Origin of the sequence: Legionella tunisiensis, assembly GCF_000308315.1 — a bacterium.
GTDB classification, from domain to species: domain Bacteria; phylum Pseudomonadota; class Gammaproteobacteria; order Legionellales; family Legionellaceae; genus Tatlockia; species Tatlockia tunisiensis.
Genome location: NZ_CALJ01000189.1, coordinates 14,774 through 40,153 on the forward strand (window position 1 = coordinate 14,774; position 25,380 = coordinate 40,153).

Here is a 25,380-nt window from a genome sequence, read left to right on the forward strand (position 1 = left end):
TGGCCTTTAAGTTGTTATTTAGGTTACTCATGATTCAACAGGCCACTTCAAAAAAGAGAAGCAATATCTAATTAAAAAAATGAGCAATATCTAAAAAGAGCGGTTCGTTTACATAACTTTTCTGGTTTTTTGTGCCTTTTGATTCATTGTGGGATATGCAACAAGAGGTAAGATCTACTCTGTTAATACCAATAGTCAACTTAACTATGGCTGTAGGCACACTGGTTTTGGCTATGGGCAAACTTGCTGAAACAGCAGCAAATCTAGTCATTCTTGATATCAATAATGCATCTGCAAGTAATAATATATTTCTTTCCGGATTAGAAACTAGTCTGTGCTATGTAGGAAGCCTTTTGGTTGATTCGCTGTGGTCGCTTATGTCACTGGCTATGCGCACAGTTTCTACATTAGGAGCTGCTGTTGGTGCAACAGTTAAGGGAGTGATTGGAGTTGGTGAGGCAGTTATTAACTGTTGTACTTGTAGCTCTGAACCGAAGGCAAGCATGTAAAAGTTAACAATGAGTATTGTTGACAGTAGACATCAACAACTCACTCTTTAGTTACTAATCATACTTTGGCTTGGTTTTCTTAAGAAGCGCTACCCATTTCTCCCTATTTGACTGCCCCATGTCGGCCTTTCTAATCACATAATGTAAAATATAAAACCCATCTTTGCCCTTGGTAACTAATTGTAATTCATCCTGTTGCATATTCTTTGGGTTGGCAATACGGAACTCAAAAAGAGCCTGTTCAGGTGTTTCTTCTATAATAGTAACAGTTGGTTTAAAACCGGATTCCTTTAAATTATTTATTATGGAATCAATATATTGTTTGATAGTAACTCTTGTTTGTAAACCAGGGATAAATTGACTGGTGACCAATTCTTGCCAATGTTCAATATTATCATCGGCAGGTACATATTCAACAACGGTTATTTCTTCTGTCCTTTTCCCAAAAACAACTTTCCAGGGACGATGATCAAATGTTATTTTCTGTGTTTCATAATTTTTTATTTCTGGATTCATTGGTGCCGTATTTTGTACCGCAATACTGCAATAGAGCCCACCTTTATAAGTATAATATTCAACACAACTAGGATTATTATCTTTAGTCACCTTAATTAGTTTGCGTGGATCAACGTCAGCTTGAGCATGCAATAAAAAGAACATTAAATACAGTGATATTGTCAGGCGTAGCAAGGTAGGCATGATCTTTTCCCGAGTAAGAATTTCCTTTTAAGTGTAGCAACTCCCTCGCAATAACGTTTACTTACGAGTTAATGTCTAAAGGCTTATAACAGGATTTATATAGTTTAAGTAGGTAAGCGAGTTTTGCGCTTAGACTCACTTACTCACGCAGAATTAAAGGCTTATTTTTAGTAAATAAATCAGTTACCCGGTTTTTATTTCTTCTTCGGAAACATCTTCAATATGCGAAGCAATGTACCATGTATGACCAAAAGGGTCTTCCAGCGTGCCGCTGCGATCGCCGTAAAATTGATTTTCAACTTGTCTAACCAGTTTAGCGCCATGTTTAATCGCTAGTTCTGCAGTTGCATCAACATCTTTAACATAAAGATACATCCCAATAGGTGAGCCCTTATATTTATCTGGTGCGTAAGCATTCATCTCAGGGCATTCATCAGCTAACATGAATTTAACATCATTGATGGACAATTCGGCATGGCCTATCTTTTTATCGGGGTTTTCCATACGCATTGTTTCTATTGCATTGAAAACTTTCTTATAAAATTCAATTGCCTCCGCTGCATTTTTGACAATTAAATAAGCAGTAAGTATCTGATAGTTAGCGGGTAAATAAGAAATTTTTTATCCACAATTGTTCCTTGTTTAATACAATTAATGAGAGTGGGCTGCCGCCTTGGGTTGAACTGCAGCAAGGAGGGCTCCACTCAGTGCCAAACCAAGAGTAGCCAGAGTCATTGGTAATACAGCACCTACTTGGGCAATTAACCCGGTAAAAATCGATGTTAAACCAAAGCAAAGTGCCATAATTGAGCCTGTGACACCCATGACCCAGCCTTGTTCATCATCATTTACCTGATTAGAAAAAATGGTCAATAGTACTGAATAAGCGACAGATAAACTCATACCAATCAAAAGAGCTGCCACCCAGGCGACCCATTCTTGTTTAAATAACAAGGTGAGCAATACGTGAATTGCAGTTAGCAGTAAGCCAGTGATCACCACCCAATCAAAAGAATAGCGTTTGGTACAAAAATCAACAATGTAGCCACAGCCGACACTGAAGCCCAAGCCCATCACTGCGAGAAAAAAGATTTTCCATAGCTGAGTAATGATAAGTTTGAATAAATATAAAGAAATGAAGGAAAAATAGTTAGACCAGCCAAAGATCATAACAAGCAATACGACTGAATATTTACAGATAGACGGGTGTTTAAAGGCTGAAATAAAAATATTGACCGCGTGGTGCCACTGGATTTTTATTTTATCATGAGCTTTGGTAAACGTTTCGTTGAATGAGCGGTATAACAAAGCTGCATTCAATAAAGATAAGACAGCAGCAAAATACATGGGAGTTTCAAAGCCAAACCAGGATACCAAACGATTATCAGATAACAGGCCACCAAAAATTGGACCAAAAACAAAGCCAAGTGATACGGCTAATAAAATAAATCCGATGTTCCGTGCCTTGTGTTCCTCTGAGCTGACATCCACAATCGCGGCTTGTGCAATCGGTTGGCTGCCAGAAGTAAAGCCCGCGATGATACGCCCTACAATGAGTAACCAGAAATTTTGCGAAACAATCGCAATCGCAGAAAGAAAGTAACCCAAAAAAGAGCCCAGCAAACAGATCATCAGTGATTTTTTTCGACCTACACTGTCGGATAAATCACCTAATATTGCTGCTCCAAAAAACCAGCAAATCATAAAGATGCCGATTGTTAATCCGTAATAGAAATCACGCAAACCTAAACTTGTTTCAGCCGGTAAAAAACCAGTTTGAGGTTCAATAATGATGGTGTTCAAAATGGGAAACAGTAAGCCCAATCCCATGCCGTCGATAAATAAAACTAAAAACAAAGGTAATATTGATGATAATGATTTTTCTTGATGCATGATAAACCTAAATAAGAAAAATAGAAGGTAAAGAGAGTCTTCAAGAGCAGGAATGATGTCATATCCGCAATTTAGCGTCAAATGTCATCATAAGAAAGTTTTAAAAGCTAATGGAATTTAGCTGCCCAGGCTTATATTTTGCTAATCCTGGGCCATTTTGTTTATGCTTTCTCGTTGCGTAGTAATAAGGATTTTATAAGGAAGCCTAAAATAAAACAAATCAAAGTGGCGGCCAGTAGTATATACAATAACTCGGTAAAAGTACCTGCATAATGGATCTTTAATTCAGTAACTGTTAACTCATCTGAGTTAATCGATGTTAAATTAGCCAATTTACCTGATAAAAAACCCCCGATACCTAGCGAGACAAAGAAGATCCCCATCATAGTACTGACTTTTTTACGACTGGCCAGCACAGTTATTGCAGATAAGCCTACTGGAGATAGTAAAAGCTCAGCAATAGAAATCATTAAATAGGCGGGAATAAAATAAAGTGGCGATAATAAACCAGCACCCTGGCTATTATGGCTTACCAGAGTAATAAGTGCATAGGCAATAGTCATAAAAATCATTGCTAATAAAAATTTATTACTTGTACGTATACCACTTTGTACAACATTGAGCTCTTTTCTCCCTCGAGCAAGAAAGTAGCCAAAAATAATCATGCCAAAACTTTGTACACCAACATAGTAAGGTGGGGGGAATTGAATGCCAAAAAGTTTGGGTTCAACGACTCTCGAAATAAACAACGTGAGCGACATAAACATTTGGAAATAAAAAGCCCAAAACATCACTGAGATGATGCATAACAAACCAATGACAATAGTCTGTCTTGCTTGCTGGACTGTTTCACGTTTCGCACAATAAATTAAATAAATTAACGATAAGAGTACTACACCACCAAAGGCTGAATCAGCAAAGATAGGGTACTCAAGAATGTAAAAAGAGAGCAGCCACAAAAATACCATCATCAGAAGGGCTTTTATAAGCTTATCAATATGGAATTCGAAGGGATGATAATCAGCTATTTGGTAGCGATAAATACCAAAAGAGAAGACTACAAAGGCGATAATCATTCCGAGGGCAGCACTGGTAAAAGCGACTGGCCAACCAAAATTGCTATGAAGTATGCTAGGCAAGGTTGTCCCTAAAATAATACCAGTCGTTATACCCATATAAAAAATTGTAAAACCGCTTTCGCGTTTTGGAGAGTCGATTGGGTATTCATTGCCTAGCAAAGATGAAATATTGGGTTTTAATAACCCTGTACCAACTGCGATTCCTGCCAGAGAAAGAGTTAAACCTTGATCTGAAGAAAGTAGAGACAAAGAAAGATAGCTAAAAAATAAAAATACCGCCCCAGTTAATATAGCTCTTTTTTGCCCGAGCAAATGATCAGCAATCCAGCCACCGATTACGGGTGATAAATAAGTTAAGGCAGTAAACGAGCCAACCAGTGCATAAATAGCTTCATCGGGCCATTTGAAATGAAGAGCCAGGTATAGAGCCAATAAAGACTGTACAACATAAAAACCATATCTTTCCCACATTTCTGTGGCGAAAAAACACGTAATGAAGGAGGATGGTTTAGTTCAAATGTATGCACGATAATTTTTCATTTTAAAAGCGATTTTACAGTCTAACATGTTGATTGTTATTTTTACAACCTGTTCTAATGCTTTGAATTCAATAGCCATTCACGTCCTTAATTCCCTCGTGTATGATAACTTGGACAATCCTAGGATGGAGAAAAATGGCTGTGCAAAACCATGTAGTACTCAACATTAGCGCTCAACACGGTACACAATTAGAGGCTAAGAATTGGCTTACAGAAGCCGCTTTGCGAATGCTTCGAAACAATCTGGATCCTGATGTAGCAGAAGCACCCGCTTCATTAGTGGTCTATGGAGGTCTTGGTCGCGCAGCACGCGATTGGCCCTCATATAATAAGATTGTGGACGTTCTTAAAGAGCTTAATGAAAATCAAACCTTATTAATTCAATCGGGTAAACCTGTCGGAGTTTTTACTACCCACAAGGATGCCCCTCGAGTTTTAATTGCTAATTCCAACTTAGTACCACGCTGGGCTACCTGGGAGCATTTTAATGAGCTTGATAAGAAAGGGCTCATGATGTACGGACAAATGACTGCAGGCAGCTGGATTTATATTGGTTCACAAGGCATAGTGCAGGGGACCTATGAGACTTTCAGTGCTTGTGCTAAACAACATTACAGTGGTGATTTATCAGGGCGCTGGGTATTAACAGCCGGCCTTGGTGGCATGGGGGGAGCACAACCTTTGGCAGCAACAATGGCCGGAGCTAGTATGCTTGCAGTTGAATGTGATCCCAGTCGATTGGAAAAACGATTAAAAACCCGTTACTTAGACAGATCCACAGACAATCTTAAGCAAGCCCTGAAATGGATAGAAGAATCCTGCCGTAATAAAATACCTTTATCGATAGGACTTTTAGGAAATGCAGCTGAAGTCTACCCGGAATTATTACGACGTGGTGTGTTACCATCTCTGGTGACAGATCAAACCAGCGCTCATGATCCATTAAATGGTTATTTACCACGTGGCTGGTCCTTAGAGAAAGCAGCTGAGCTCAGGCGAACTGCTCCACAAGAGGTTGTTGCTGCAGCTAAAAAATCTATGGCTGAACAAGTGGTGGCAATGCTTGCTTTCCAAAAGCAGGGGATTCCGGTATTTGATTATGGTAACAATATCCGTCAAATGGCTTATGAAGAAGGCATTGCTGACGCTTTTACGATTCCTGGGTTTGTACCGGCTTATATTCGTCCTCTATTTTGTGAAGGTATTGGCCCTTTTCGTTGGGTTGCATTATCAGGTGACCCTGATGATATCTATGCTACAGATGAAAAAGTTAAAAGTCTGATGCCAGATGACAAACATTTACATCGTTGGTTGGATATGGCACGAGAAAAAATTGCTTTTCAAGGGTTACCAGCGAGAATCTGTTGGGTGGGCCTTAAAGATCGTGCACGATTGGCGCTTGCTTTTAATGAAATGGTAAAAAATAAAGAAGTCAAAGCGCCTATTGTTATTGGCCGCGATCATCTTGACTCGGGGTCTGTGGCAAGCCCAAATCGAGAGACTGAAGGGATGTTGGATGGTAGTGACGCTGTATCAGATTGGCCGCTATTAAATGCTTTATTGAATTGTGCTAGTGGCGCGACCTGGGTCAGCATTCACCATGGTGGTGGCGTAGGTATGGGATTTTCCCAACATGCTGGAGTAGTCATAGTAGCTGATGGCACTGATGAAGCGGCAATTCGTCTTGCGCGCGTGTTGCATAATGATCCTGCTACTGGAGTTATGCGTCATGCTGATGCTGGTTATACCTTAGCAAAGCAATGTGCTAAAGAAAATCATTTATGGTTACCCATGGAATCAATGGATGGGGTGCGTCATGGCTGATTTTTTACCCTTGTACCAGGCCAATTAAGTCTTCAATCAATCAAATCCATTCTTTTTCAACAAAAATCTTTGGTTTTGGATGAAACCTTTTTGCCTATAATCGAATCATCTTGTGCGGTAGTGCAACAGGTAATAAACGACAAGAGAACTGTATATGGCATTAATACAGGTTTTGGTTCTCTAGCTAATCAAACTATTTCTACTGAGCTTTTAAAGCAATTACAACGTAACATTGTCTTGTCCCACGCTTGTGGAACTGGCGAATTACTTGCTGATGAAATTGTCGCGTTAATTTTAATTCTTAAAATTAACAATTTAGCGCAAGGCTATTCCGGAGTTAGAAAGGAACTGATTGATGCTTTATGCACCCTATACAATAAAGGTGTTTACCCTTGTATTCCTGGTAAAGGCTCTGTAGGAGCATCTGGTGATTTGGCACCACTAGCCCATGTTGCCTTGCCTTTATTAGGAGAAGGGCAGGTACGTTTTGAAGGGCAAATAATTAGTGCTGTTGAAGGGTTGAAAATCGCTGGATTAACCCCGTTGGAATTGGCACCTAAAGAAGGTCTAGCGTTGCTTAATGGCTTACAGGTATCTACAGCGTTAGCAATGCAAGCTTTATTCAAAACAGAATTACTCTTTGAAACAGCAGTTATTGCTGGTAGTTTATCGGTAGATGCTGCTTCTGGCAGCGACGTTCCTTTTGATGCACGCATCCACCAAGCTCGCGGCTATTCCGCTCAGTGTGACGTTGCAGCAAAATATAGAGATCTACTAGCCGGAAGTTTGATTCGAGAATCACATCGTAGCTGTTCACGGGTACAAGATCCTTATTCATTGCGTTGTCAACCACAAATCATGGGCGCTGTTTTACATCAAATGCGCTTTGTTAGTGAAACCTTGGGGACCGAAGCCAATGCTATTTCAGATAATCCGTTAATCTTTGTTGAGCAAGGCGATATTTTATCTGGAGGTAATTTTCATGGAGAAATTGTTGCCATGGCTGCTGATAATTTAGCGTTGGCAATTGCCGAAATTGGTGCCAATGCAGAGCGTCGTATTGCATTATTAATTGATAAGCATTTCAGCGGATTACCAGCTTACTTAGTCAAAGAAGGAGGCCTAAATTCTGGTTTTATGATTGCCCATGTTACGGCTGCAGCCTGTGCAAGTGATAATAAAGCTTTGGCCCATCCTCATTCTGTAGACAGCCTCTCGACCTCTGCTAATCAAGAAGATCATGTTTCAATGGCTACCAATGCGGCGAGACGCTTATATGAAATGATTGATAATACAGCAACCATTTTAGCTATTGAATTATTAGCCGCTTGCCAAGGCCTTGAATTTCACAGGCCATTGGCGACTTCACCTAAATTAAGTCAGGCTTACGCAAAATTAAGAGCAGTAGTTGCTCCGTATAATGAAGATCGTTATTTTGCTCCGGATATTGCAATTATTAAGCAAAAAATCCTGCAAGGTGATTTTTGCTATGAAGATTCTTTCTTGATGAAATAAATAAAGGAAAATGCAAATGGAGTTGGAAGCGGTCTTTAAACGTCTTGTGCAAGAAACTCATGTAAACCCTTATTTATCCTATGAAGAGCGGCAACAGACCTTGCAAAGGCTCAAACAACTCTTGCAAAAAAATGCGATTGAGTTTGCTCAGGCAGTAAGTGATGATTTTTCTCATCGAGCTTATCAGGAAACACTCCTTTTAGAAATTTTTTGAGTATTAATGCAATTGATTATTGCTTAAAAAATTTAAAAAGTGGATGAAAATTCGTAAAAAACCAGTCTTATGGCTTTTTAAACCTGCCTCTGCCTATGTTTTTCCACAGCCACTAGGGGTCGTTGGGGTAATGGCTCCTTGGAATTATCCTCTTTATCTCGCACTAGTACCCTCGGTTTATGCGTTGGCTGCTGGCAATCGTGTAATGATAAAAATTTCAGAACAGACACCCAAAACGGGAGAAACATTAGTTCGATTATTTGACCAAGAGGGAATAGAGGATAATTTAGTCACCGTTATTAATGGTGATGTGGAGGTTGCTAAAAAATTTGCTAATTTGCCTTTTAATCACCTGCTTTTTACAGGGTCGACCGTCGTAGGTAGGGAAATAATGGCTACAGCAGCCAAGAATTTAACCCCGGTTACTCTTGAGTTAGGAGGAAAATCACCAGCAATTATTTCCACTTCTGTGAATCTGAATTATTTTTCCCGTCTTTTGACGGGAAAATTCTATAATGCTGGCCAGACCTGTATTGCACCCGATTATTTGTTGATACCTAAGGGATGGGGGCCACGTATTGAGAAATTTAGTAAAGAATTTATGGAAGAACATTACCCCGATTTCGAAAACAATCCTGATTATTCTTGCCTTATTTCCGTTAAACATAAAGAACGGTTAGAGGCGTTTATTACTGATGCTCGAGAAAAAATGCGCAAATTATCCAAATTGGCAAATTTGAGAGTAAAAATCAAAAAATGCCATTTTATCTCGTTTTGAATGTGAATAATTCAATGTTGCTAATGCAGGAAGAGATTTTTGGTCCGATCCTTCCGGTTGTTAGCTATGAATCGTTTGATGAGGCAATTGCTTTTATCAATGAACGACCCAAGCCTTTGGTTATCTATTATTTTGGACAGGATAAACGGGAAAGAAAGGCACTGGAAATGAAAACACGTTCTGGTGCCCTGACGACAAATGATACGCTTACCCATATTGCCATTGATGCGTTGCCTTTTGGTGGAGTAGGAGAAAGTGGTATCGGTTATTATCATGGTCAAGAAGGTTTCGATCGTTTTTCGAAATTAAAAGCGGTATTTTCTCAACGCCGTTTTGCACCCATTACCTGGTTTTACCCACCTTATGGTAAATTGGTTCGCTGTTTTTAACTTGGGTGGCAGGTATGGATCTTAAGGAGAAGAAATGACGAGGGTATTATTTATAACCGGCGCAAGTCGGGGGATTGGCAGAGCCATTGCACATCGTTTTGCACGCGAAAAGGCCTGGATAGCTCTTGCTGCCAAAACTGATACGCCTCATCCGAAATTGGAAGGTACAATTCATACAGTTGCCAGCGAGGTAGAACAATTAGGTGGGCGAGCGTTACCTCTCGTTGTTGATGTACGCGATGAAGCACAAATTCAGCGTGCGATAGCAGAGACTATAGAGGTCTTTGGCAGACTCGATATTCTGATTAACAATGCGAGTGCAATTAGTCTCAGTGATACCTCATCTACATCAATGAAACACTATGATCTGATGCAGGCAGTCAATACACGGGCAACCTTTGCTTGTTCTCAGGCAGCAATCCCGCATTTAAAGAAATCTGATAATCCGCATATTTTAACGCTATCTCCGCCACTATCCATAGACAGTAAATGGTTTGCACCCCATCTTGCTTATACGATAAGTAAATTTGGCATGACTATGTGTACTTTAGGCCTGGCTGAAGAATTGAAACCTTACGGGGTTGCTGTCAATTCTTTATGGCCAAAAACAACCATTGCTACAGATGCCATTCGCGTGCATTTCCCTGAGGCCATACTCAAAGCAAGCAGAAGGCCAGACATTGTTGCTGATGCTGCTTATTGGATCTTAACACAGCCTGCCAAATTCTTGAGCGGTCATTTTTTTATTGATGAAGAAGTGCTAACAAAAGCTGGTATTCATGATTTTTCTGTGTATGCTATCGACCCTGCTGTTGAACCTTACCAAGATTTATTTTTATGACCATTGAAATTTATACTGATGGGGCATGCAAGGGAAACCCGGGACCTGGTGGTTGGGGGGCTTTGTTACGTTATAATGGTCACGAAAAAACTTTATATGGCGGGGAAACACAGACAACTAATAATCGTATGGAATTAACCGCTGCTATTAAAGCCTTAGAAGCATTAAAAAGACCTTGTGAAGTGCATCTTTACACTGACTCGCAATATGTGCGAAAAGGGATGACGGAATGGTTGAGCCAATGGAAGAAAAATGGTTGGCGTAATTCAAAAAAGGAGCCAGTTAAAAATGCTGATCTCTGGCAAGAGTTAGATGCCTTAGCTACGCAACATAAAATTAAGTGGCATTGGGTAAAAGGACATGCAGGACACCCTGAGAATGAATTAGCCGATGCTTTGGCAAACCAAGCAATCGATGAACTCCTCAAGATTTAAATGGATAACAATATGCGTCAAGTTGTTTTAGATACCGAAACGACCGGTATTGGTCACGAATTAGGCCATCGGATTATTGAAATTGGCTGTGTTGAATTACAAGACAGGAAACTGACGGGTAATCATTTTCATGTTTATCTTAATCCGCAGCGTGAAGTTGATGAAGGGGCATTTCGTGTTCATGGCATAAGCACGGAATTTTTACAAGATAAACCTTTGTTTAAAAGACATTGCCGGCGAATTTATACGCTTCGTTCAAGGAGCAGAATTAATTATCCATAATGCTCCTTTTGATATGGGGTTCCTTAACGCTGAATTAGCTTTACTTAACTGGCCTGTACTACTTAAAGATTGTTGTACCGTTTATGACACCTTAGTTCTTGCACGAGAAAAACATCCTGGCCAGCGGAATAGTTTGGATGCTTTGTGTAAGCGCTATGAAATCGATAATTCCAACCGAACCTTGCATGGTGCCTTATTGGATGCTGAGATTCTAGCGTCAGTTTATTTAGCCTTGACAGGTGGGCAAGCAAGTTTGTTTGAAGACAGTACGGAGCACGTTAATCAGCCTGGGGTCGTCTTGCGGCAAATAGAGCGTCTGGTTAGCAATTCACCCGTGATTGTTGCTGACACGGAGGAGTTAAAACGCCACCAAGAATTTGTCCAATTTCTAGTTAAAAAATCAAATATAAATCTTTGGAATGTCGAATAACATTTTGCGGTTGTTTAATTTTTGAACTATATTTAATGCCAAGGTTATATCGTTGTAGGAAATATCATGGATGAGCACAGTCCTCGCAAATACTGGCCTCTTGTCGTTCTTGGTTCTTTTCTCCTCTATAGTAGTGCAGAAGCATTTAGTTATCCTGCTCGTATAGATACTGGGACTAATTACGGTACGCCAAAATTACGTGTTCTTGCAAGCAATACCTTTATTTTTAATCCGCGCTCATTAACCTGGAAGGCAATCAATGCAAATGGCTCTGTGGTAAGGACTGGAAGAGCTTCAGGTGGTAGAGGGTATTGCCCTGATATAAGGCGTTCTTGCAGAACACCTTCAGGGACTTATCGAATTATAAGTAAGGGAAGTGCAAGCTGTCGTTCAAGCCGCTATCCACTGGGAGGAGGCGGTGCCAAGATGCCTTATTGCATGTTTTTCAGTAAATATTATGCTATCCATGGCTCATACGATGTACCCAACTATAATGCGAGTCATGGTTGTATTCGTGTTACACCGAGTGACGCCTACTGGTTGCATCGCAATTTCATCAGGATTGGTACTAAAGTGATTGTAAAATCCTACTAGGCAAACTCCATTACATTGATGTATCGTTTCATCGATGCGGTGCTCTGTTTTTTTCGCACTGCTCTCTCTGTAGTCAGTTTCGAAAGAGAGCCAATGCATTTATTCGTCATCGTCGTCCATGCTAAACGATGAACCACAGCCGCAAGTCGTTTTAGCATTGGGGTTACGAATAACAAATTGTGAGCCTTGAATATTTTCAACATAATCAATCTCTGCCTCACTAAGATACTGGTAACTCATTGAATCAACTAATAATTTTACTGAAGACTGACCATCAGAGCAGTGTTGCTCAATAACCGTATCATCTTCCTTGATTGTTTCATCAAAAGTAAAGCCATATTGAAAGCCAGAACAACCTCCGCCCGTAACAAAAACTCGTAAATTCAATGCAGGATTTTCCTCTTCAACAATTAAAGACGCGACTTTGTCTGCTGCGCTGACAGAGAAATAAATGCCTGCTGTTACTGCAGGAGAAGCACTAATTGTGGACATGTTGACTCCAGATTATTGATACCAATATTAAAGTAAAATTGGTGTATTATTTTAATTGTACAATACTAACGAATAATTTGTTCTATTGTAGCGCCACCTAAACACTGATTTTTCTCATAAAAGACAATATATTGTCCCGGTGTTATCGCTCGCTGCAAACTCGAAAACATTACACAGTGCTGTTTATTGCCCTCCGGAGAAATAACACAAGCCTGCTCTGGTTGACGATAACGTGTTTTTGCATAGCAAGTTAGTGGCAATTGCATTGTTTGTTCAACTAGCCAATGAATTGGACCGCAAATCAGCCCCTGTGAATAGAGCATCGGATGATGATTACCCTGGGCAACAATTAAGGTATTGGTTTTAGTATCTTTATCTACCACATACCAAGGCTCTTCATTGGCTGTTTGCCGTCCTCCAATGCCTAAGCCCTGGCGTTGGCCGAGAGTGTAGAACATTAAACCATCATGTCGCCCCAATTGCTCGCCGCTACTGCTTTTAATATCACCTGGTTTCGCCAAAATGAATTCATTGAGAAAGGCTTTAAAGCGTTTTTCACCAATAAAGCAAATTCCTGTTGAATCTTTTTTATCATGGGTGATCAGGCCTAGTTGTTTAGCAAACTCTCTTATTTCTCCCTTGTGATAATCTCCTATAGGAAACAAGGTCTTCGCTAGTGCGGCAGGCTCCACAGCATGTAAAAAATAAGTTTGATCTTTTTCCCTGTCTTTGGCTTTTAAACAGTTCGCCAATATTATTATTTATCCGTACCTTAGCGTAGTGGCCGGTAGCTATATAATCAGCTCCCAAGGTTAACGCATATTGCAAAAAGGCATTAAATTTTATTTCCTTATTGCAGAGTACATCGGGATTGGGAGTCCTGCCATGTTCATATTCATTGAGAAAATGGGCAAAAACTCGCTCCCAGTATTCTTTAGAAAAATTAACACTGTGTAAAGGGATACGTAGTTGATTACACACGGCTTGCGCATCCGCTAAATCATTCGCCGCTGCGCAATAACCATCAGAATCGTCCTGTTCCCAGTTTTTCATAAAAAGACCTTCTACCTGGTATCCTTGCTCTTGCAATAACCAAGCGGCAACAGAAGAGTCAACACCACCCGACATGCCGACAATCACTTTGGCTTTCATAGATTATTAGTATCAGTATGTATAAAAAAATCCTATTTTACGTTATAATGACTAATTTTAAAATTGTATTTACATCTGTTTTTCTGGGGGACTAATTAAAAGACGTAAGAATAGGGTATAATTAAGGGTTTTATAGACGATCTTAACATCCTTAAATCGATAAGATTTAAAAGTGAAACTATGTTAATTAATTTGAAAAGCGAGGCCGCAAAAGCAGATCCTCGAAACGTTAAAATCGAATTGCAGGAAAGATTACCAGCCTATGTTGCTGCTCCTTGTATACTTGATTGTCAATTCAAAGTCAGTGCTGAGAAAAATTATTATTTAATAACAATGGAAGTAGATTCTGTTGTATCGGTGATCTGTCAACGTTGTTTAGGTGAGTTTAGTCATCACTATATTAATCAAACAACTTTAGCTGTTTGTAATTCTGATGAAATGGCTGAAAAATTAATGGAGCTCCACGAGTGCGTTGTTTCTAATAATGGCCAAATTGAGTTAGAAGAATTATTAACTGATGAATTGCATCTTTATGTCCCTGAATCTCACTTGGATATTGAGAATTGTGACCAAGAAATCAACCGCTTTATTGAGGTGGATAATACAATAAAATCATAAAATATCTCAGTAATACTTGGATTACCGAGAAAAAATCGGTAATATTCCGCCCCAGCGAATGCAAATTGTTTAGGAGTAATACAATGGCCGTACAACAAAATAAAAAATCACGCTCTAGACGTGATATGCGTCGTTCTCACGATGCCTTAACTCAACCTACGCTATCAGTTGATCCAACCACTGGCGAAACTCATTTGCGTCATCATATTACCCCCGATGGTTACTATCGTGGTAGAAAGGTTTTAGATACAGCTGATAACGTTTACGAACAAGAGTAGCGCGCTTGAAAAATATCACCATTGCTGTAGATGCGATGGGTGGGGATCATGGTCTAAACGTCGTGATTCCCGCTTCTATTCGTGCTGCACGAAATAACCCTGATTTAAAATTATTACTGGTTGGTGACCAAAATCAGGTAAATGCGCATCTTAAAAAATCCGGTATTGTCTCTAATAGTCAATTTTCAGTTGTTCATGCTTCTGAAATTGTCGACATGGATGAGTTGCCTTCACATGCAATGCGCAATAAGAAAGACTCTTCCATGCGAGTTGCTATCAATTTAGTTAAAGAAGGGCGCGCGCAAGCCTGTGTGAGTGCTGGTAATACCGGTGCTTTGATGGCTACAGCGCGTTTTGTTCTTAAAACTTTACCAGGTATAGACAGACCAGCGATTATTGCCGAATTACCAACTATGCATGGCAAAACTCGTGTGATTGATCTGGGCGCTAACGTAGATTCTTGCGCTGAGCATCTTTTTCAATTTGCTGTGATGGGTTCAGCTTTAATCCAGGCCGTAGATAAAAAACAACGCCCAAAATTGCCTTGTTAAACATTGGTGTTGAGGAAATTAAAGGGAATGATCAGGTTAAACGTACAGCCCACATGTTGGCAGAATGTAATTTAATGAATTACGTTGGTTATGTCGAAGGCGACCAATTCTATTCTGGCGACGTTGACTTAGTGGTTTGTGACGGGTTTGTGGGTAATGTCGCATTGAAAGCAAGTGAAGGTTTAGCAAAACTTATGCTGACGGTGCTCAAAGAATCGTTTACGAAAAATTGGTTGAGTAAGTTAGCTGGTTTGATTGCTATACCTGCCTTAGGTCATTTAAAAAAGCGTATGGATCCAGCACGTTATAATGGTGCAAGTTTGCTTGGTTTGAATGGTATCGTCGTAAAAAGCCATGGTGGAGCCAGTGAACTTGCTTTTCAATACGCTATTGAAGAGGCAAAGCTACAAGTAAAAATAATGTGGTTGCTTTAGTACGTGACCAAATTACCGATTTTATTAATCAGGGTTTGTTACTATGAAAAATGCCATTATTAATGGAACAGGCAGTTACTTACCTGAACGTATCCTTACTAATCAAGAATTAGAATCCCGGCTGGATACTAGCCATGAGTGGATTCTATCAAGAACTGGAATAGCTAGCAGGCATATTGCAGCGGAGCATGAAACAACCTCTTTCATGGCTTGTAAAGCTGCAGAAAAAGCAATAGCAGCTTCTGATATTGATGCGAATGAAATTGATTTAATTCTGGTAGCAACTTGCACACCGAATCATTTCTTTCCCAGCATGGCGTGCCATGTTCAGAAGGCGCTTAAAATCTCACGTCCCATACCCGCCTTTGACATTAGTGCCGCTTGTAGTGGTTTTGTGTACACGATGGATGTTGCCAAGCAATATATTAGTACAGGTGCCGCAAAACATGTTTTGGTGATCGGCAGTGAAAGTATGTCACGCGCGCTTGATTGGAATGATCGTGCAACCTGTGTTCTGTTTGGTGATGGTGCTGGGGCTGTCGTGTTAAGTGCGAGTGATAAGCCTGGTATCTTGGGAAGTACATTGCACGCGTTACATGATGAAGATGGATTGCTGACTTATCCTAATTACGCTACTGAAGATTATAAAGCGCTTATAGGGATGCGAGGCAATGAAGTTTTTAAGTTAGCAGTCAATATTATGGGTGATGTTGTAGATGAAGTACTCCAGACTTGCCATCTACAGAAATCAGATATCAATTGGCTTATCCCGCATCAAGCCAATATTCGTATCATTCAGGGTATTGCTAAAAAATTAAATTTACCCATGTCGCAAGTAATAGTCACCATTGAGAATCAGGGTAATACCTCTGCTGCATCCATTCCTTTGGCTTTGGATTATTCAATCCGTGAACAGCGCATAAGACGTGGTGACTTATTATTATTAGAATCCTTTGGTGGCGGGATGACCTGGGGTGCGGTGGTTATACGCTATTAATTAGGTTGTTTCGGAGTTCATTATTCATGATTAATTCTGCATACGTCTTTCCTGGCCAAGGCTCCCAATCTGTGGGTATGTTAGCAGACTTAGCTGGCAAGTACTCTTTGATTAAAGATCTTTTTACTTTGGTCTCTGACAGAATGGGTTATGATTTGTGGCAATTGGTGCAAGAAGGGCCGGAATCCCAATTAAATCAGACAGAGCATACTCAGGTTGCAATGTTGACGGCGGATGTTGCTGTATACAGACTGTTAGAAAAACTTGGTGCAGGGCAGGCTCAAATAATGGCTGGCCATAGTTTAGGAGAATATGCTGCCTTGGTTTGCGCAGATGCTATCAACCTGTCAGATGCAGCTCAACTGGTTGCCAAGCGTGGGCAATTAATGCAAGAAACTATTCCTTTAGGGCAAGGAGCGATGGCCGCAATCGTAGGGTTGACGGACGAACAGGTGGAATTACTTTGTACTCAAGCAAGTACGCAGCAACAGCAGGTAACACCTGCTAATTATAATGCAGTTGGTCAGGTAGTTATCGCTGGCCATACAGCAGCTGTTGAGCAAGCTGTAAAGCTGGCTGAGGGCATTGGGGCTCGAATGGCAAAGATTATTCCCGTAAGTGTACCTTGCCACTGCCCTTTGTTAAATGATGCTGCTAATGCATTTGAGGATTATCTAACTAAAGCTAATTTTAAAATACCGACCATTCCAGTTGTTTCTAATGTTGATTTAAGTATTTATAGATCCCCTGAGCAGATTTGTACTCTCTTGAAAGAACAGTTGTATCGTCCTGTAAGATGGGTTGAAACCATTCAATTGATGAAAAGCAAAGGCATTGAATATGTTATAGAATGCGGGCCGGGAAAAGTATTAAGTGGTTTAATAAAACGCATTGAAAGGACACTTCCAGCGGTTAGTGTGAATGATAATGCAAGTTTGGAGCAATTTCTTAGCCAATTAACTGCGGATGAAAAATCTTATTAACGAGGATGTCGTCATGTCGAATTTACAAGGTAAAATAGCCCTGGTTACAGGAGCAAGTAGAGGGATCGGTAAGGCTATTGCCCTGACTTTGGCCAAAAGAGGCGCTTACGTTATTGGCACAGCCACTACAAATCAAGGCGCTGCTGCTATTAGCGATCTGTTTGCGCAAGAAAATATGCTGGGCGAAGGGGTTAGTCTTGATGTGACAAGTAGAGAGGGAGTTGATAATCTAATGACAGAACTCTCTGATCAAGATAAATTACCCTCTATTTTGGTTAATAATGCAGGTATTACCTGTGATAATTTATTGCTAAGAATGGATGATGAAGAGTGGTATAAGGTTATCGAAACGAATTTAAGTGCTATATTTCGTTTATCAAAGGCTTGTATTAAGCCAATGTTTCGTGCGAGATGGGGTCGTATTATAAGTATTGGTTCAGTAGTTGGTTCTAGCGGTAATTCTGGGCAAACCAATTATACTGCCGCTAAATCTGGTGTAGTGGGATTTACTAAATCTCTGGCACAAGAGATTGCTAGCCGTGGTATTACGGTAAATGTGGTTGCTCCGGGTTTCATCGATACGGATATGACCAGTGCTTTACCTGATATGGTTAAAGAAGAAATGCTAAAGCGTATTCCAATGAAACGATTGGGTAAGGCTGAAGATATTGCTGAAGTAGTTGCCTTTTTGGCCTCTGACAGTGCAAATTATATAACTGGTGAAACCATTCATGTGAATGGTGGCATGTATATGGATTAAATGGGCTTGCGTTCTTTGAATAATTGAATAAACTAGCCTGCAGGAATTTTTTAAACTAAGAGGAAATACAAGTTATGAGTACAGTTGAAGAACGAGTTCGTAAGATTGTTGTTGATCAATTGGGCGTTAAATCTGAAGAACTAAAAAATGACGCATCCTTTGTTGATGACTTGGGTGCTGACTCACTTGATACTGTTGAGCTGGTGATGGCTCTGGAAGAAGAGTTTGAAACTGAAATTCCAGATGAAAAAGCTGAAAAAATCACTACGATTCAGGAAGCAATTGATTATATTGAATCAAATCTTAATAAAGAAGAAGCTTGATCTAGATACTTCGAGGAGTTTTCATTGGCTAAGCGGCGTGTTGTTGTTACTGGCATGGGTATGGTTACTCCTGTCGGTTTAAATGTAGAGCAATCCTGGCAAAATATTTTGGCTGGTAAAAGTGGTGTTGGTATGGTTGAAGGTTTTGATACCACTGAATACTCAACTAAAATTTGGGCCAAAGTTAAGGATTTCAATATTGAAAATCATGTGCCGCTTAAAGAAGCTCGTAAGATGGATCTGTTTACCCAATACGGAGTTGCAGCGGCTGATGAGGCCATAGCTAACTCCGGCTTGGTTATCGATGAGCAACTTTCTTACCGTGCAGGTGTAGCCGTTGGTGCTGGAATTGGCGGTATAGAAACGATTACTAATAACCAAGAAAGACTCATGAGTGGTGGCCCACGTAAAGTGTCACCCTTTTTTATTCCTGCCGGAATCATCAATATGGTTGCAGGACAGATTTCTATTAAACATCATTTGAAAGGTCCTAACATTTCGATTGTTACGGCCTGCACAACAGGTACTCATAATATTGGTATTGCTGGTCGTATGATCGCTTATGGCGATGCTGACATTATGGTATGCGGTGGTGCGGAGATGACAACGACACCTTTATGCCTTGCTGGTTTCTCAGCGGTACGTTCGTTGTCGAAACGCAATGATGAGCCTGAAAAAGCGTCACGTCCCTGGGATAAAGATCGAGATGGTTTCGTTATGGGCGAGGGGGCTGGTGTTCTAGTCCTTGAAGAGTACGAACATGCTAAAGCTCGTGGAGCAGTTATCTATGCGGAACTAGTTGGCTTTGGTATGTCAGGAGATGCTTACCACATTACGGCCCCTGATGAAGATGCAGATGGCGCAGCACGTGCTATGGCTGCAGCTATCAATGATGCCGGTCTCGATGTGACAAAAATTGACTACATCAATGCACATGGTACATCAACCTATCTTAATGACATGAATGAAACCAAAGCTGTTAAACGAGTTTTCAAGAATCATGCTTATGAATTAGCTATGAGCTCGACCAAATCAATGACAGGACATCTATTGGGAGCTGCTGGTGCTGTTGAAGCTATTTTCAGTATCCTTGCTATTAAAAATCAAGTCGCTCCCCCGACGATTAATTTAGATAACCCTGATGAAGGCTGTGACTTAAACTATGTAGCTCATACCGCACAAGAAAGGCGAATCGAGTATGCATTAAGTAATTCACTTGGCTTCGGAGGCACTAACGGAAGTTTATTGTTTAAGCAGTTTAAATGAAAAAGCGCTGGTTTAAATCAATCCTTTTTGGTTGTCTGGCGCTGCTTCTTGTTGTATTTACAGTAATTGGCTATGATATTTACAAGTTATTGGCCAAACCGATGGTGAGTAGTGCATCTGCGCCAATCACCATCACTATCGATAAAAATAGTTCTGCTTCTGGCTTTGTCCGAGCTCTCAAATCCAAACAATTAATACAGTCAGATCGCCTGTTTCTGTTGTTAATCAGAGTCCAGGGCTTATCTCATCATATTAAAGCAGGTATTTATCAAATTAAATATGGCGAATCTGCTCAACAATTATTAAAGAGAGTTGTGGCTGGTGATGTATTGGTGGAGGCTTTTACGATTATTGAAGGTACTACACTAAGCCAAGTGAAGGCGAATCTAGCAACTGCTCAATATTTAAAATATAACGTGAATGATTGGCAACTAATTACTGGCCCACATCCGAATTCAGAGGGTTTATTACTGGCGGATACCTATCATTACAATGCCGGTAGCGATGCCAAGCATTTGTTGCAGCTTGCCAACCAAAATTTAGTACAATATTTGAATGATTCGTGGCTGAATCGAGATCCTGGATTGCCTTATAAATCGCCCTATGAACTACTAATTGCTGCCTCTATTTTAGAAAAAGAAGCAGCCTTAGCCAGTGAGAGAAAAATTATTTCGGGTGTTATTGTTAATCGCCTGAAAAAATTCATGCCATTGCAGATGGATCCTACTGTTATTTATGCGCTTGGGAATAATTACAATGGTAAATTGGGTCATCATGATCTGGACATTGATTCTCCTTATAATACATACCGCTATCGAGGGTTACCTCCCACGCCAATTGCGATGGTTGGCAAAGAAGCAATTGATGCTGCAGCACATCCATTGATAACTAACTATCTCTATTTTGTGGCTAAAGGAGATGGTTCTCATTACTTTTCTGCGACTTATGAAGAGCAAAAAGAAGCCGTTGCACGTTACCAAAGCAAGGGAAGATCATGATTGAGCGTGGGAAATTTATTGTTGTTGAAGGTTTGGAAGGGGCTGGTAAATCAACTGCACTGCAAACTATTAAACGCTATTTGGAACGTTTTGTTCCTGAGCTTTTACTCACGCGTGAACCTGGAGGAACAAGAGTTGGTGAGCACGTAAGGCAGCTGTTGAAAGAAAGAGTAGAGGGTGAGGCGCTTGAGCCTCGTTGTGAATTACTTTTGTTTTATGCGGCCCGCGTTCAATTACTTGAACAGGTGATACGTCCCGCATTAAGCCAAGGAACCTGGATTTTAGCAGATAGATTTGAGTTATCTACTTTTGCTTATCAAGGTGGAGGGCGAAAACTCGACAAGCACATGATCCAGCATTTATCAGCGTTTTGTTTACAAGGCTTTAAGCCAGATTTGATTCTTTTTTAGATATTAATCCGGAGCAAGGTCTTGAAAGGATTAAAAAACGCGGCGAAACTGATCGAATCGAACAAGAATCCCTATCCTTTTTTACGGATGTACATAACGCTTATCATGAAATGATTCGTGATATGGATAATGTTGTTTGTATTGATGCTGGTCAAACGATAGAAACAGTGCAAGAATCAGTTTTATCGGCACTTAAAACGTTCGTATCACACAGTCCAAATGCTTCCTAAAACACTTGAATTATTGCCGGCTCATACTGAACAATGGGCACAGTTACAAAAAGTCTTACCAGACAATGTTTGCCTCATGCGCTACTGTTGGTTGCACCACAACATGGTGCTGTAGCTGATTTTGCCAATAAAATGGCGGCAGCAATACTTTGCTCTCAAGAGAAAAAACCTTGTGGCCAATGTAAATCTTGCCATTTGGTAACACTCAATGAACATCCTGATCTCAGTTGTTTACAGCCTGATAAAATCGGTGGGGCAATCAAGATTGAGCAAATTCGTGATATGCAAGCGCTTCTATATACTTCACCCCAATTGGGTAATAATCGAGTGGTCCTTATTCATCCAGCTGAAAGAGTAAACGTTGCTGCAGCAAATGCGTTGCTCAAATTTCTCGAGGAACCACCTGATGGAGTAGTTTTTATTTTGCTTGCAGAGCAAATCAGTACTATTCTGCCAACGATATTAAGCCGCTGCCAACTCTGGCGCTTTCCGGCAACTGAAATTTTGCATAGCGATTATTTAAGTCTCGGAGAGGGGTATACAGCGGATAGCGAGAGGGGTAAACTTTTTTCTCAGCTGCCAGTTATTCTTCAAGATTTACTTGCTCTTATGAGCAATAAAATTTCTGTATGTAATCTAGCTACTAAATGGCTTAGTTATGAGATCAATGATTTGCTGTGGCTTATTTATTTAATCAATGCCCAGATGATTAATTATCGCCTTGGCAATTATCAATATGAAAAATCATGGACACAGTCATTACAGCAATTGGCAAATTATTTCCATCCGTTTTTCTGTTTCGACAATTAGATGAAATTAATCAGTTAAGCAAAAAATTAAATCAGAATATCAGTATTAATCAGACACTGATTCTTGAAAATTTATTATTTGAATATAAAAAGAAATAAGTCACTCTGCATAGGGACCTGGCCTGTGGTCATGCTAAAATCAATACAAAATCACTATTACGATCTCAAAATATGCTTGTAGACTCTCATTGCCATCTTAATTTTATCGATTTAACGGATTTTGATAATGACCTCAACCAAGTTATTAACCAAGCCAAAGAAAATGATGTAGGGCGCTTTCTTTGTGTCTGTGTTGAGTTGGATGATTATCCTGTTCTTTGCCAATTAGCAGAGAATTACCCGGCTATTAGTATTTCAGTTGGTTTGCATCCTAACAGTGAAATAACCCAGGAACCCGATGCGGAAAAGCTTTGTGAGCTTGCCAGGCAACATCCAGCTTGTATTGCGATTGGTGAAACAGGACTTGATTATTACCGAACGGAGACAATACAGGCGCAAGAAAAGCAGCGGCAGCGCTTTCGTGCTCATATCCAAGCGGCACTTAGCACATCAAAGCCTTTAATCATCCATACTCGCCAAGCAGCCGAGGATACTTTATTGGTGATGCAAGAAGAAAAAGCTCACGATATAGGTGGGGTCATGCATTGTTTTGCGGAGGACTGGGACGTTGCACGCCGTGCTTTAGATATGAATTTTTATATTTCTTTATCAGGCATTGTCACGTTTAAAAATGCGATCGCTTTGCAGGAAGTGGCTAAAAAGTGCCGCTGGATCGACTTTTAATTGAAACCGATTCACCCTATTTGGCTCCTGTTCCTTATCGCGGCAAGCAGAATCATCCGGCTTTGGTAAAATACGTGGCTATGGCTTTGAGTGAATTACGGCAAATAAGTTATGATAAAATTGCAGAGCAGACCACCGAGAATTTTTATCGTTGTTTTAAGCTCAATAACTATTTTTAAAATGCTAAAAGCCTCTTCTTAAAAGAAGAGGCTTAGAAATTCAAGATTTAGGACTGAGGTGCGGGTGCTTCTGCTGCTTCGGGTCCGTGATATTCTGCAGGATTGAAGTCACCTAAATCAGCGCCATAATCTTTGTTTGCTCTAACCAGAGCATCAGTTACTACAGCCTCAATGATGGATTCAATAGATTGGTTTTTATAAGTTGCCATCGCTTTAATCTGACCAGCTAAGGCGGGGCTTTTTTGGAATTGGGCCATACCAATCTCGGAAACCAGAGCTCCTTTAACTTTCTCATGTGAAGCCTTCATACTGTTTTCTATAATAGTAATGACATCTTGTACTTTTTGGCCTTTCTTAATTAAATTAGCACTAGCAACAGCCAAATCTTTTATTGCTTGCTCGTACGGGTCTTTCTTGACAAACATCAATTGTTTCATCGCAATTACAGCATGAGATGCAACTGTAGATTTGGGCTCACTTTTTCTGAACATGATACATCCTAATTCGTGATTAATTGTTTTATTTGATATCAAATTATAAAATATTTGATCAATCGATGCATAAAATATCACATTCTTATAGGATTAGCTAGCGTCAAGGCAAAAGTTTTATGGCAATTTATATGGAGATAGACTCTTTTATACCATTATGTCTAGTAACCAAGAAAGTGACGTCCATCATTTCTTTATTCTTCTGTAATAAAAAAACTAGTGAGTAAGCTGATGAATGTGCAAATAAATAAGCTAATGACTAATAAAGCAGGATAGCGTTCAAGAAATACACCAACCAATCCACCAATGATCGCTGAACAAGTTGTTCTTACCATATTGAGTACTGCAGTTGCTGTCCCGGCATGTTGTTGGTAATCAGCAAGTGCCAGAGAAAAAGTCGGCGGATTAGTTAAACTAACACCTAAATTGATGAGTAGGGTAGGTGCGAGACTAATTAAATCTAGGCCGTGTAGATAAAAAATATACTCATAGTGATAGCTCCTAGGAACATCAAAAAAGAGCCTGCTTGAATATTCCACAGCAATGATCTTTTTTCGCGCAAGCGAATGCCTAGATAATTACCTGCTATAAGCATTATGCCATTACTGGCAAATAATAGGGAAAAATTGAAAGGAGAAATACCCAAGTTATCGATGATTAAATAAGAGGCATTAACAATAATAATCATGACACAAGAATAAGAGGCTGTAACGATAAAAATAGCAAACCATAAACGACGATGAGCTAAGATCTTTTTATAGGTAGCAAAGGATTCTCTCAGTAAAAACATAGTTTCTGATTTTTGCCAGTGCCTTGATTCATGTAAGACATATTTGGCAAGCACCAGGAGAATTAAACCAATAAAGGCCATTAATACAAACGTTGTCTGCCAACCATAACGCATCAAAATAATAGAACCAAGAATTGGGGCAAACAGAGGGGAAACCGACACAATCATGGAAAGATACGAGAGTACTCGGGCGCGCTCTGTACTGTCTTCATGATCTCTTGAGGAGGAAAAAGCAATGACATAGACACAGCAAATAGCAAATCCCTGTAAAGCCCGTGCTGCGATTAACATTTCTATAGTAACTGAAGCAATACAACCAATAGTAGCAATCAAAAAAACAGCTAAACTGACAGCCAAGGTTTTCCGCCGTCCATAATGATCGATTAAAGGTCCCCATATAAGCTGGGACAGACCAAATATAAAGAAAAATAGGCTTAAAGTTAACTGACCTAAGGCTGGACTTGTATTAAAATACTGCGTTATTGTCGGTAAGGCAGGTTGATATAAATCGTAGGTTAATAAAGAGAAAGTGGACAAAATGCCTAAATACCAGAAAGGAGTGAGTTTACTTTGTATAATCTCATGGGGCATATAAAACCATTTTTTTTATAAAATCAGTAGAACACAGAAGAAAGCTAGTATGCCACAAACAAATACGGATGGAACAATGAAATTATTTATTGGCCTAATGTCGGGCACCAGTATGGATGGTATTGATGCAGTACTTATCGATTTATCTTCCAATACCTTCATAACCGGCATTACCTGTCCTTATAGCCCTGAAATAAAGCAGCGATTGCTCGAAGTAAACAATGG

The 25,380-nt window shown here is 40.0% G+C and carries 26 protein-coding genes and 6 pseudogenes; 23 read left to right on the forward strand and 9 right to left on the reverse strand.

Translation table 11 applies throughout. The features are described from left to right. Positions 1 to 131: 131 nt before the first annotated feature. Entirely contained in the window at positions 132 to 509 is a 378-nt protein-coding gene (locus tag BN58_RS11340; protein ID WP_019216932.1) for a hypothetical protein, read from the forward strand. A 54-nt stretch (positions 510 to 563) separates the two neighbouring features. Here BN58_RS11340 and BN58_RS11345 read toward each other — a convergent pair whose 3' ends face one another. The 4 genes from BN58_RS11345 to BN58_RS11360 form a co-directional block, all read right to left on the reverse strand. Beyond that, positions 564 to 1,208: a hypothetical protein gene (locus tag BN58_RS11345; protein ID WP_019216933.1), complete on the reverse strand. Its 645-nt coding sequence runs from the start codon at positions 1,206 to 1,208 to the stop codon at positions 564 to 566. A 183-nt stretch (positions 1,209 to 1,391) separates the two neighbouring features. Continuing rightward, on the reverse strand, positions 1,392 to 1,826 hold the full coding sequence (locus BN58_RS11350) for a VOC family protein (RefSeq protein ID WP_026069425.1): 435 nt from the start codon (positions 1,824 to 1,826) through the stop codon (positions 1,392 to 1,394). A 33-nt stretch (positions 1,827 to 1,859) separates the two neighbouring features. Then, positions 1,860 to 3,101 (reverse strand): MFS transporter, encoded by a 1,242-nt coding sequence (locus tag BN58_RS11355; protein ID WP_019216935.1) that lies wholly within the window; start codon positions 3,099 to 3,101, stop codon positions 1,860 to 1,862. A 161-nt stretch (positions 3,102 to 3,262) separates the two neighbouring features. After that, positions 3,263 to 4,651: a peptide MFS transporter gene (locus BN58_RS11360; RefSeq protein ID WP_019216936.1), complete on the reverse strand. Its 1,389-nt coding sequence runs from the start codon at positions 4,649 to 4,651 to the stop codon at positions 3,263 to 3,265. Positions 4,652 to 4,854: 203 nt separating this feature from the next. Between BN58_RS11360 and hutU the strand changes: the two genes are divergently transcribed. From hutU to BN58_RS24555, 8 genes and pseudogenes are all read left to right on the forward strand, one after another. Then, on the forward strand, positions 4,855 to 6,543 hold the full coding sequence (gene hutU, locus BN58_RS11370) for a urocanate hydratase (RefSeq protein ID WP_019216938.1): 1,689 nt from the start codon (positions 4,855 to 4,857) through the stop codon (positions 6,541 to 6,543). Positions 6,544 to 6,582: 39 nt separating this feature from the next. Then, on the forward strand, positions 6,583 to 8,058 hold the full coding sequence (gene hutH / locus BN58_RS24540; RefSeq protein ID WP_051131897.1) for a histidine ammonia-lyase: 1,476 nt from the start codon (positions 6,583 to 6,585) through the stop codon (positions 8,056 to 8,058). Positions 8,059 to 8,074: 16 nt separating this feature from the next. Beyond that, a complete protein-coding gene (locus BN58_RS34030; protein ID WP_019216940.1) occupies positions 8,075 to 8,272 on the forward strand; it encodes a hypothetical protein in 198 nt (65 codons plus the stop codon). Positions 8,273 to 8,402: 130 nt separating this feature from the next. Then, a pseudogene (locus tag BN58_RS37800) lies at positions 8,403 to 9,439 on the forward strand (aldehyde dehydrogenase family protein). Between the two features lie 34 nt (positions 9,440 to 9,473). Beyond that, complete coding sequence (locus BN58_RS11385; protein WP_019216942.1) at positions 9,474 to 10,280, forward strand: SDR family oxidoreductase; 807 nt, start codon at positions 9,474 to 9,476, stop codon at positions 10,278 to 10,280. Next, entirely contained in the window at positions 10,277 to 10,714 is a 438-nt protein-coding gene (rnhA, locus tag BN58_RS11390) for a ribonuclease HI (RefSeq protein WP_019216943.1), read from the forward strand. Before BN58_RS11385 ends, rnhA begins: the two co-directional genes overlap by 4 nt. Positions 10,715 to 10,726: 12 nt before the next feature. After that, a pseudogene (gene dnaQ / locus BN58_RS24550) lies at positions 10,727 to 11,426 on the forward strand (DNA polymerase III subunit epsilon). Between the two features lie 66 nt (positions 11,427 to 11,492). Then, on the forward strand, positions 11,493 to 12,020 hold the full coding sequence (locus BN58_RS24555) for a L,D-transpeptidase (RefSeq protein WP_019216944.1): 528 nt from the start codon (positions 11,493 to 11,495) through the stop codon (positions 12,018 to 12,020). Between the two features lie 99 nt (positions 12,021 to 12,119). Here the strand turns inward: BN58_RS24555 and erpA are convergent, their stop codons facing one another. Both erpA and mnmA read right to left on the reverse strand, forming a co-directional pair. Next, positions 12,120 to 12,512, reverse strand: a complete 393-nt coding sequence (erpA, locus tag BN58_RS11405) for an iron-sulfur cluster insertion protein ErpA (protein ID WP_019216945.1) — start codon at positions 12,510 to 12,512, stop codon at positions 12,120 to 12,122. Positions 12,513 to 12,577: 65 nt separating this feature from the next. Further along, positions 12,578 to 13,664 (reverse strand): annotated as a pseudogene (gene mnmA / locus BN58_RS24560) (tRNA 2-thiouridine(34) synthase MnmA). A gap of 180 nt (positions 13,665 to 13,844) precedes the next feature. Between mnmA and BN58_RS11415 the strand changes: the two are divergent. From BN58_RS11415 to BN58_RS24580, 13 genes and pseudogenes are all read left to right on the forward strand, one after another. After that, complete coding sequence (locus BN58_RS11415; protein ID WP_019216946.1) at positions 13,845 to 14,282, forward strand: DUF177 domain-containing protein; 438 nt, start codon at positions 13,845 to 13,847, stop codon at positions 14,280 to 14,282. Between the two features lie 83 nt (positions 14,283 to 14,365). Next, complete coding sequence (gene rpmF, locus BN58_RS11420; RefSeq protein WP_019216947.1) at positions 14,366 to 14,560, forward strand: 50S ribosomal protein L32; 195 nt, start codon at positions 14,366 to 14,368, stop codon at positions 14,558 to 14,560. A gap of 5 nt (positions 14,561 to 14,565) precedes the next feature. Continuing rightward, positions 14,566 to 15,592, forward strand: a pseudogene (plsX, locus tag BN58_RS24565) (phosphate acyltransferase PlsX). Next, positions 15,589 to 16,542 (forward strand): beta-ketoacyl-ACP synthase III, encoded by a 954-nt coding sequence (locus BN58_RS11430; protein WP_019216948.1) that lies wholly within the window; start codon positions 15,589 to 15,591, stop codon positions 16,540 to 16,542. The pseudogene plsX and the gene BN58_RS11430 overlap by 4 nt, the downstream one beginning before the upstream one ends. A gap of 26 nt (positions 16,543 to 16,568) precedes the next feature. Continuing rightward, entirely contained in the window at positions 16,569 to 17,525 is a 957-nt protein-coding gene (fabD, locus tag BN58_RS11435) for an ACP S-malonyltransferase (protein ID WP_019216949.1), read from the forward strand. Between the two features lie 13 nt (positions 17,526 to 17,538). Beyond that, positions 17,539 to 18,285: a 3-oxoacyl-ACP reductase FabG gene (gene fabG, locus BN58_RS11440; protein ID WP_026069427.1), complete on the forward strand. Its 747-nt coding sequence runs from the start codon at positions 17,539 to 17,541 to the stop codon at positions 18,283 to 18,285. A 74-nt stretch (positions 18,286 to 18,359) separates the two neighbouring features. After that, entirely contained in the window at positions 18,360 to 18,608 is a 249-nt protein-coding gene (gene acpP, locus BN58_RS11445; RefSeq protein WP_019216951.1) for an acyl carrier protein, read from the forward strand. A gap of 24 nt (positions 18,609 to 18,632) precedes the next feature. Then, a complete protein-coding gene (gene fabF / locus BN58_RS11450) occupies positions 18,633 to 19,874 on the forward strand; it encodes a beta-ketoacyl-ACP synthase II (protein WP_019216952.1) in 1,242 nt (413 codons plus the stop codon). Next, complete coding sequence (mltG, locus tag BN58_RS11455) at positions 19,871 to 20,872, forward strand: endolytic transglycosylase MltG (protein WP_019216953.1); 1,002 nt, start codon at positions 19,871 to 19,873, stop codon at positions 20,870 to 20,872. Before fabF ends, mltG begins: the two co-directional genes overlap by 4 nt. Then, positions 20,869 to 21,512: pseudogene (gene tmk / locus BN58_RS24570) on the forward strand (dTMP kinase). Before mltG ends, tmk begins: the two are co-directional and overlap by 4 nt. A gap of 33 nt (positions 21,513 to 21,545) precedes the next feature. Next, a complete protein-coding gene (locus BN58_RS24575; protein ID WP_019216955.1) occupies positions 21,546 to 22,322 on the forward strand; it encodes a DNA polymerase III subunit in 777 nt (258 codons plus the stop codon). Next, positions 22,259 to 22,420, forward strand: a complete 162-nt coding sequence (locus tag BN58_RS37805) for a DNA polymerase III subunit delta' C-terminal domain-containing protein (RefSeq protein WP_156812488.1) — start codon at positions 22,259 to 22,261, stop codon at positions 22,418 to 22,420. The genes BN58_RS24575 and BN58_RS37805 overlap by 64 nt, the downstream gene beginning before the upstream one ends. A gap of 72 nt (positions 22,421 to 22,492) precedes the next feature. Further along, positions 22,493 to 23,283, forward strand: a pseudogene (locus tag BN58_RS24580) (TatD family hydrolase). Positions 23,284 to 23,330: 47 nt separating this feature from the next. Here the strand turns inward: BN58_RS24580 and BN58_RS11475 are convergent. The 3 genes from BN58_RS11475 to BN58_RS24585 form a co-directional block, all read right to left on the reverse strand. Then, positions 23,331 to 23,774 (reverse strand): hypothetical protein, encoded by a 444-nt coding sequence (locus BN58_RS11475; RefSeq protein ID WP_019216956.1) that lies wholly within the window; start codon positions 23,772 to 23,774, stop codon positions 23,331 to 23,333. Between the two features lie 194 nt (positions 23,775 to 23,968). Then, on the reverse strand, positions 23,969 to 24,313 hold the full coding sequence (locus BN58_RS30910) for an MFS transporter (RefSeq protein ID WP_156812489.1): 345 nt from the start codon (positions 24,311 to 24,313) through the stop codon (positions 23,969 to 23,971). Continuing rightward, positions 24,235 to 25,155, reverse strand: coding sequence for an MFS transporter (locus tag BN58_RS24585; protein ID WP_019216958.1), 921 nt, complete (start codon positions 25,153 to 25,155; stop codon positions 24,235 to 24,237). The genes BN58_RS30910 and BN58_RS24585 overlap by 79 nt, the downstream gene beginning before the upstream one ends. A 76-nt stretch (positions 25,156 to 25,231) precedes the next feature. On the opposite strand from BN58_RS24585, the gene BN58_RS29870 reads away from it, so the two are divergent. Then, on the forward strand, positions 25,232 to 25,380 hold a 149-nt coding region (locus BN58_RS29870), incomplete at its 3' end, for an anhydro-N-acetylmuramic acid kinase (RefSeq protein ID WP_198009878.1).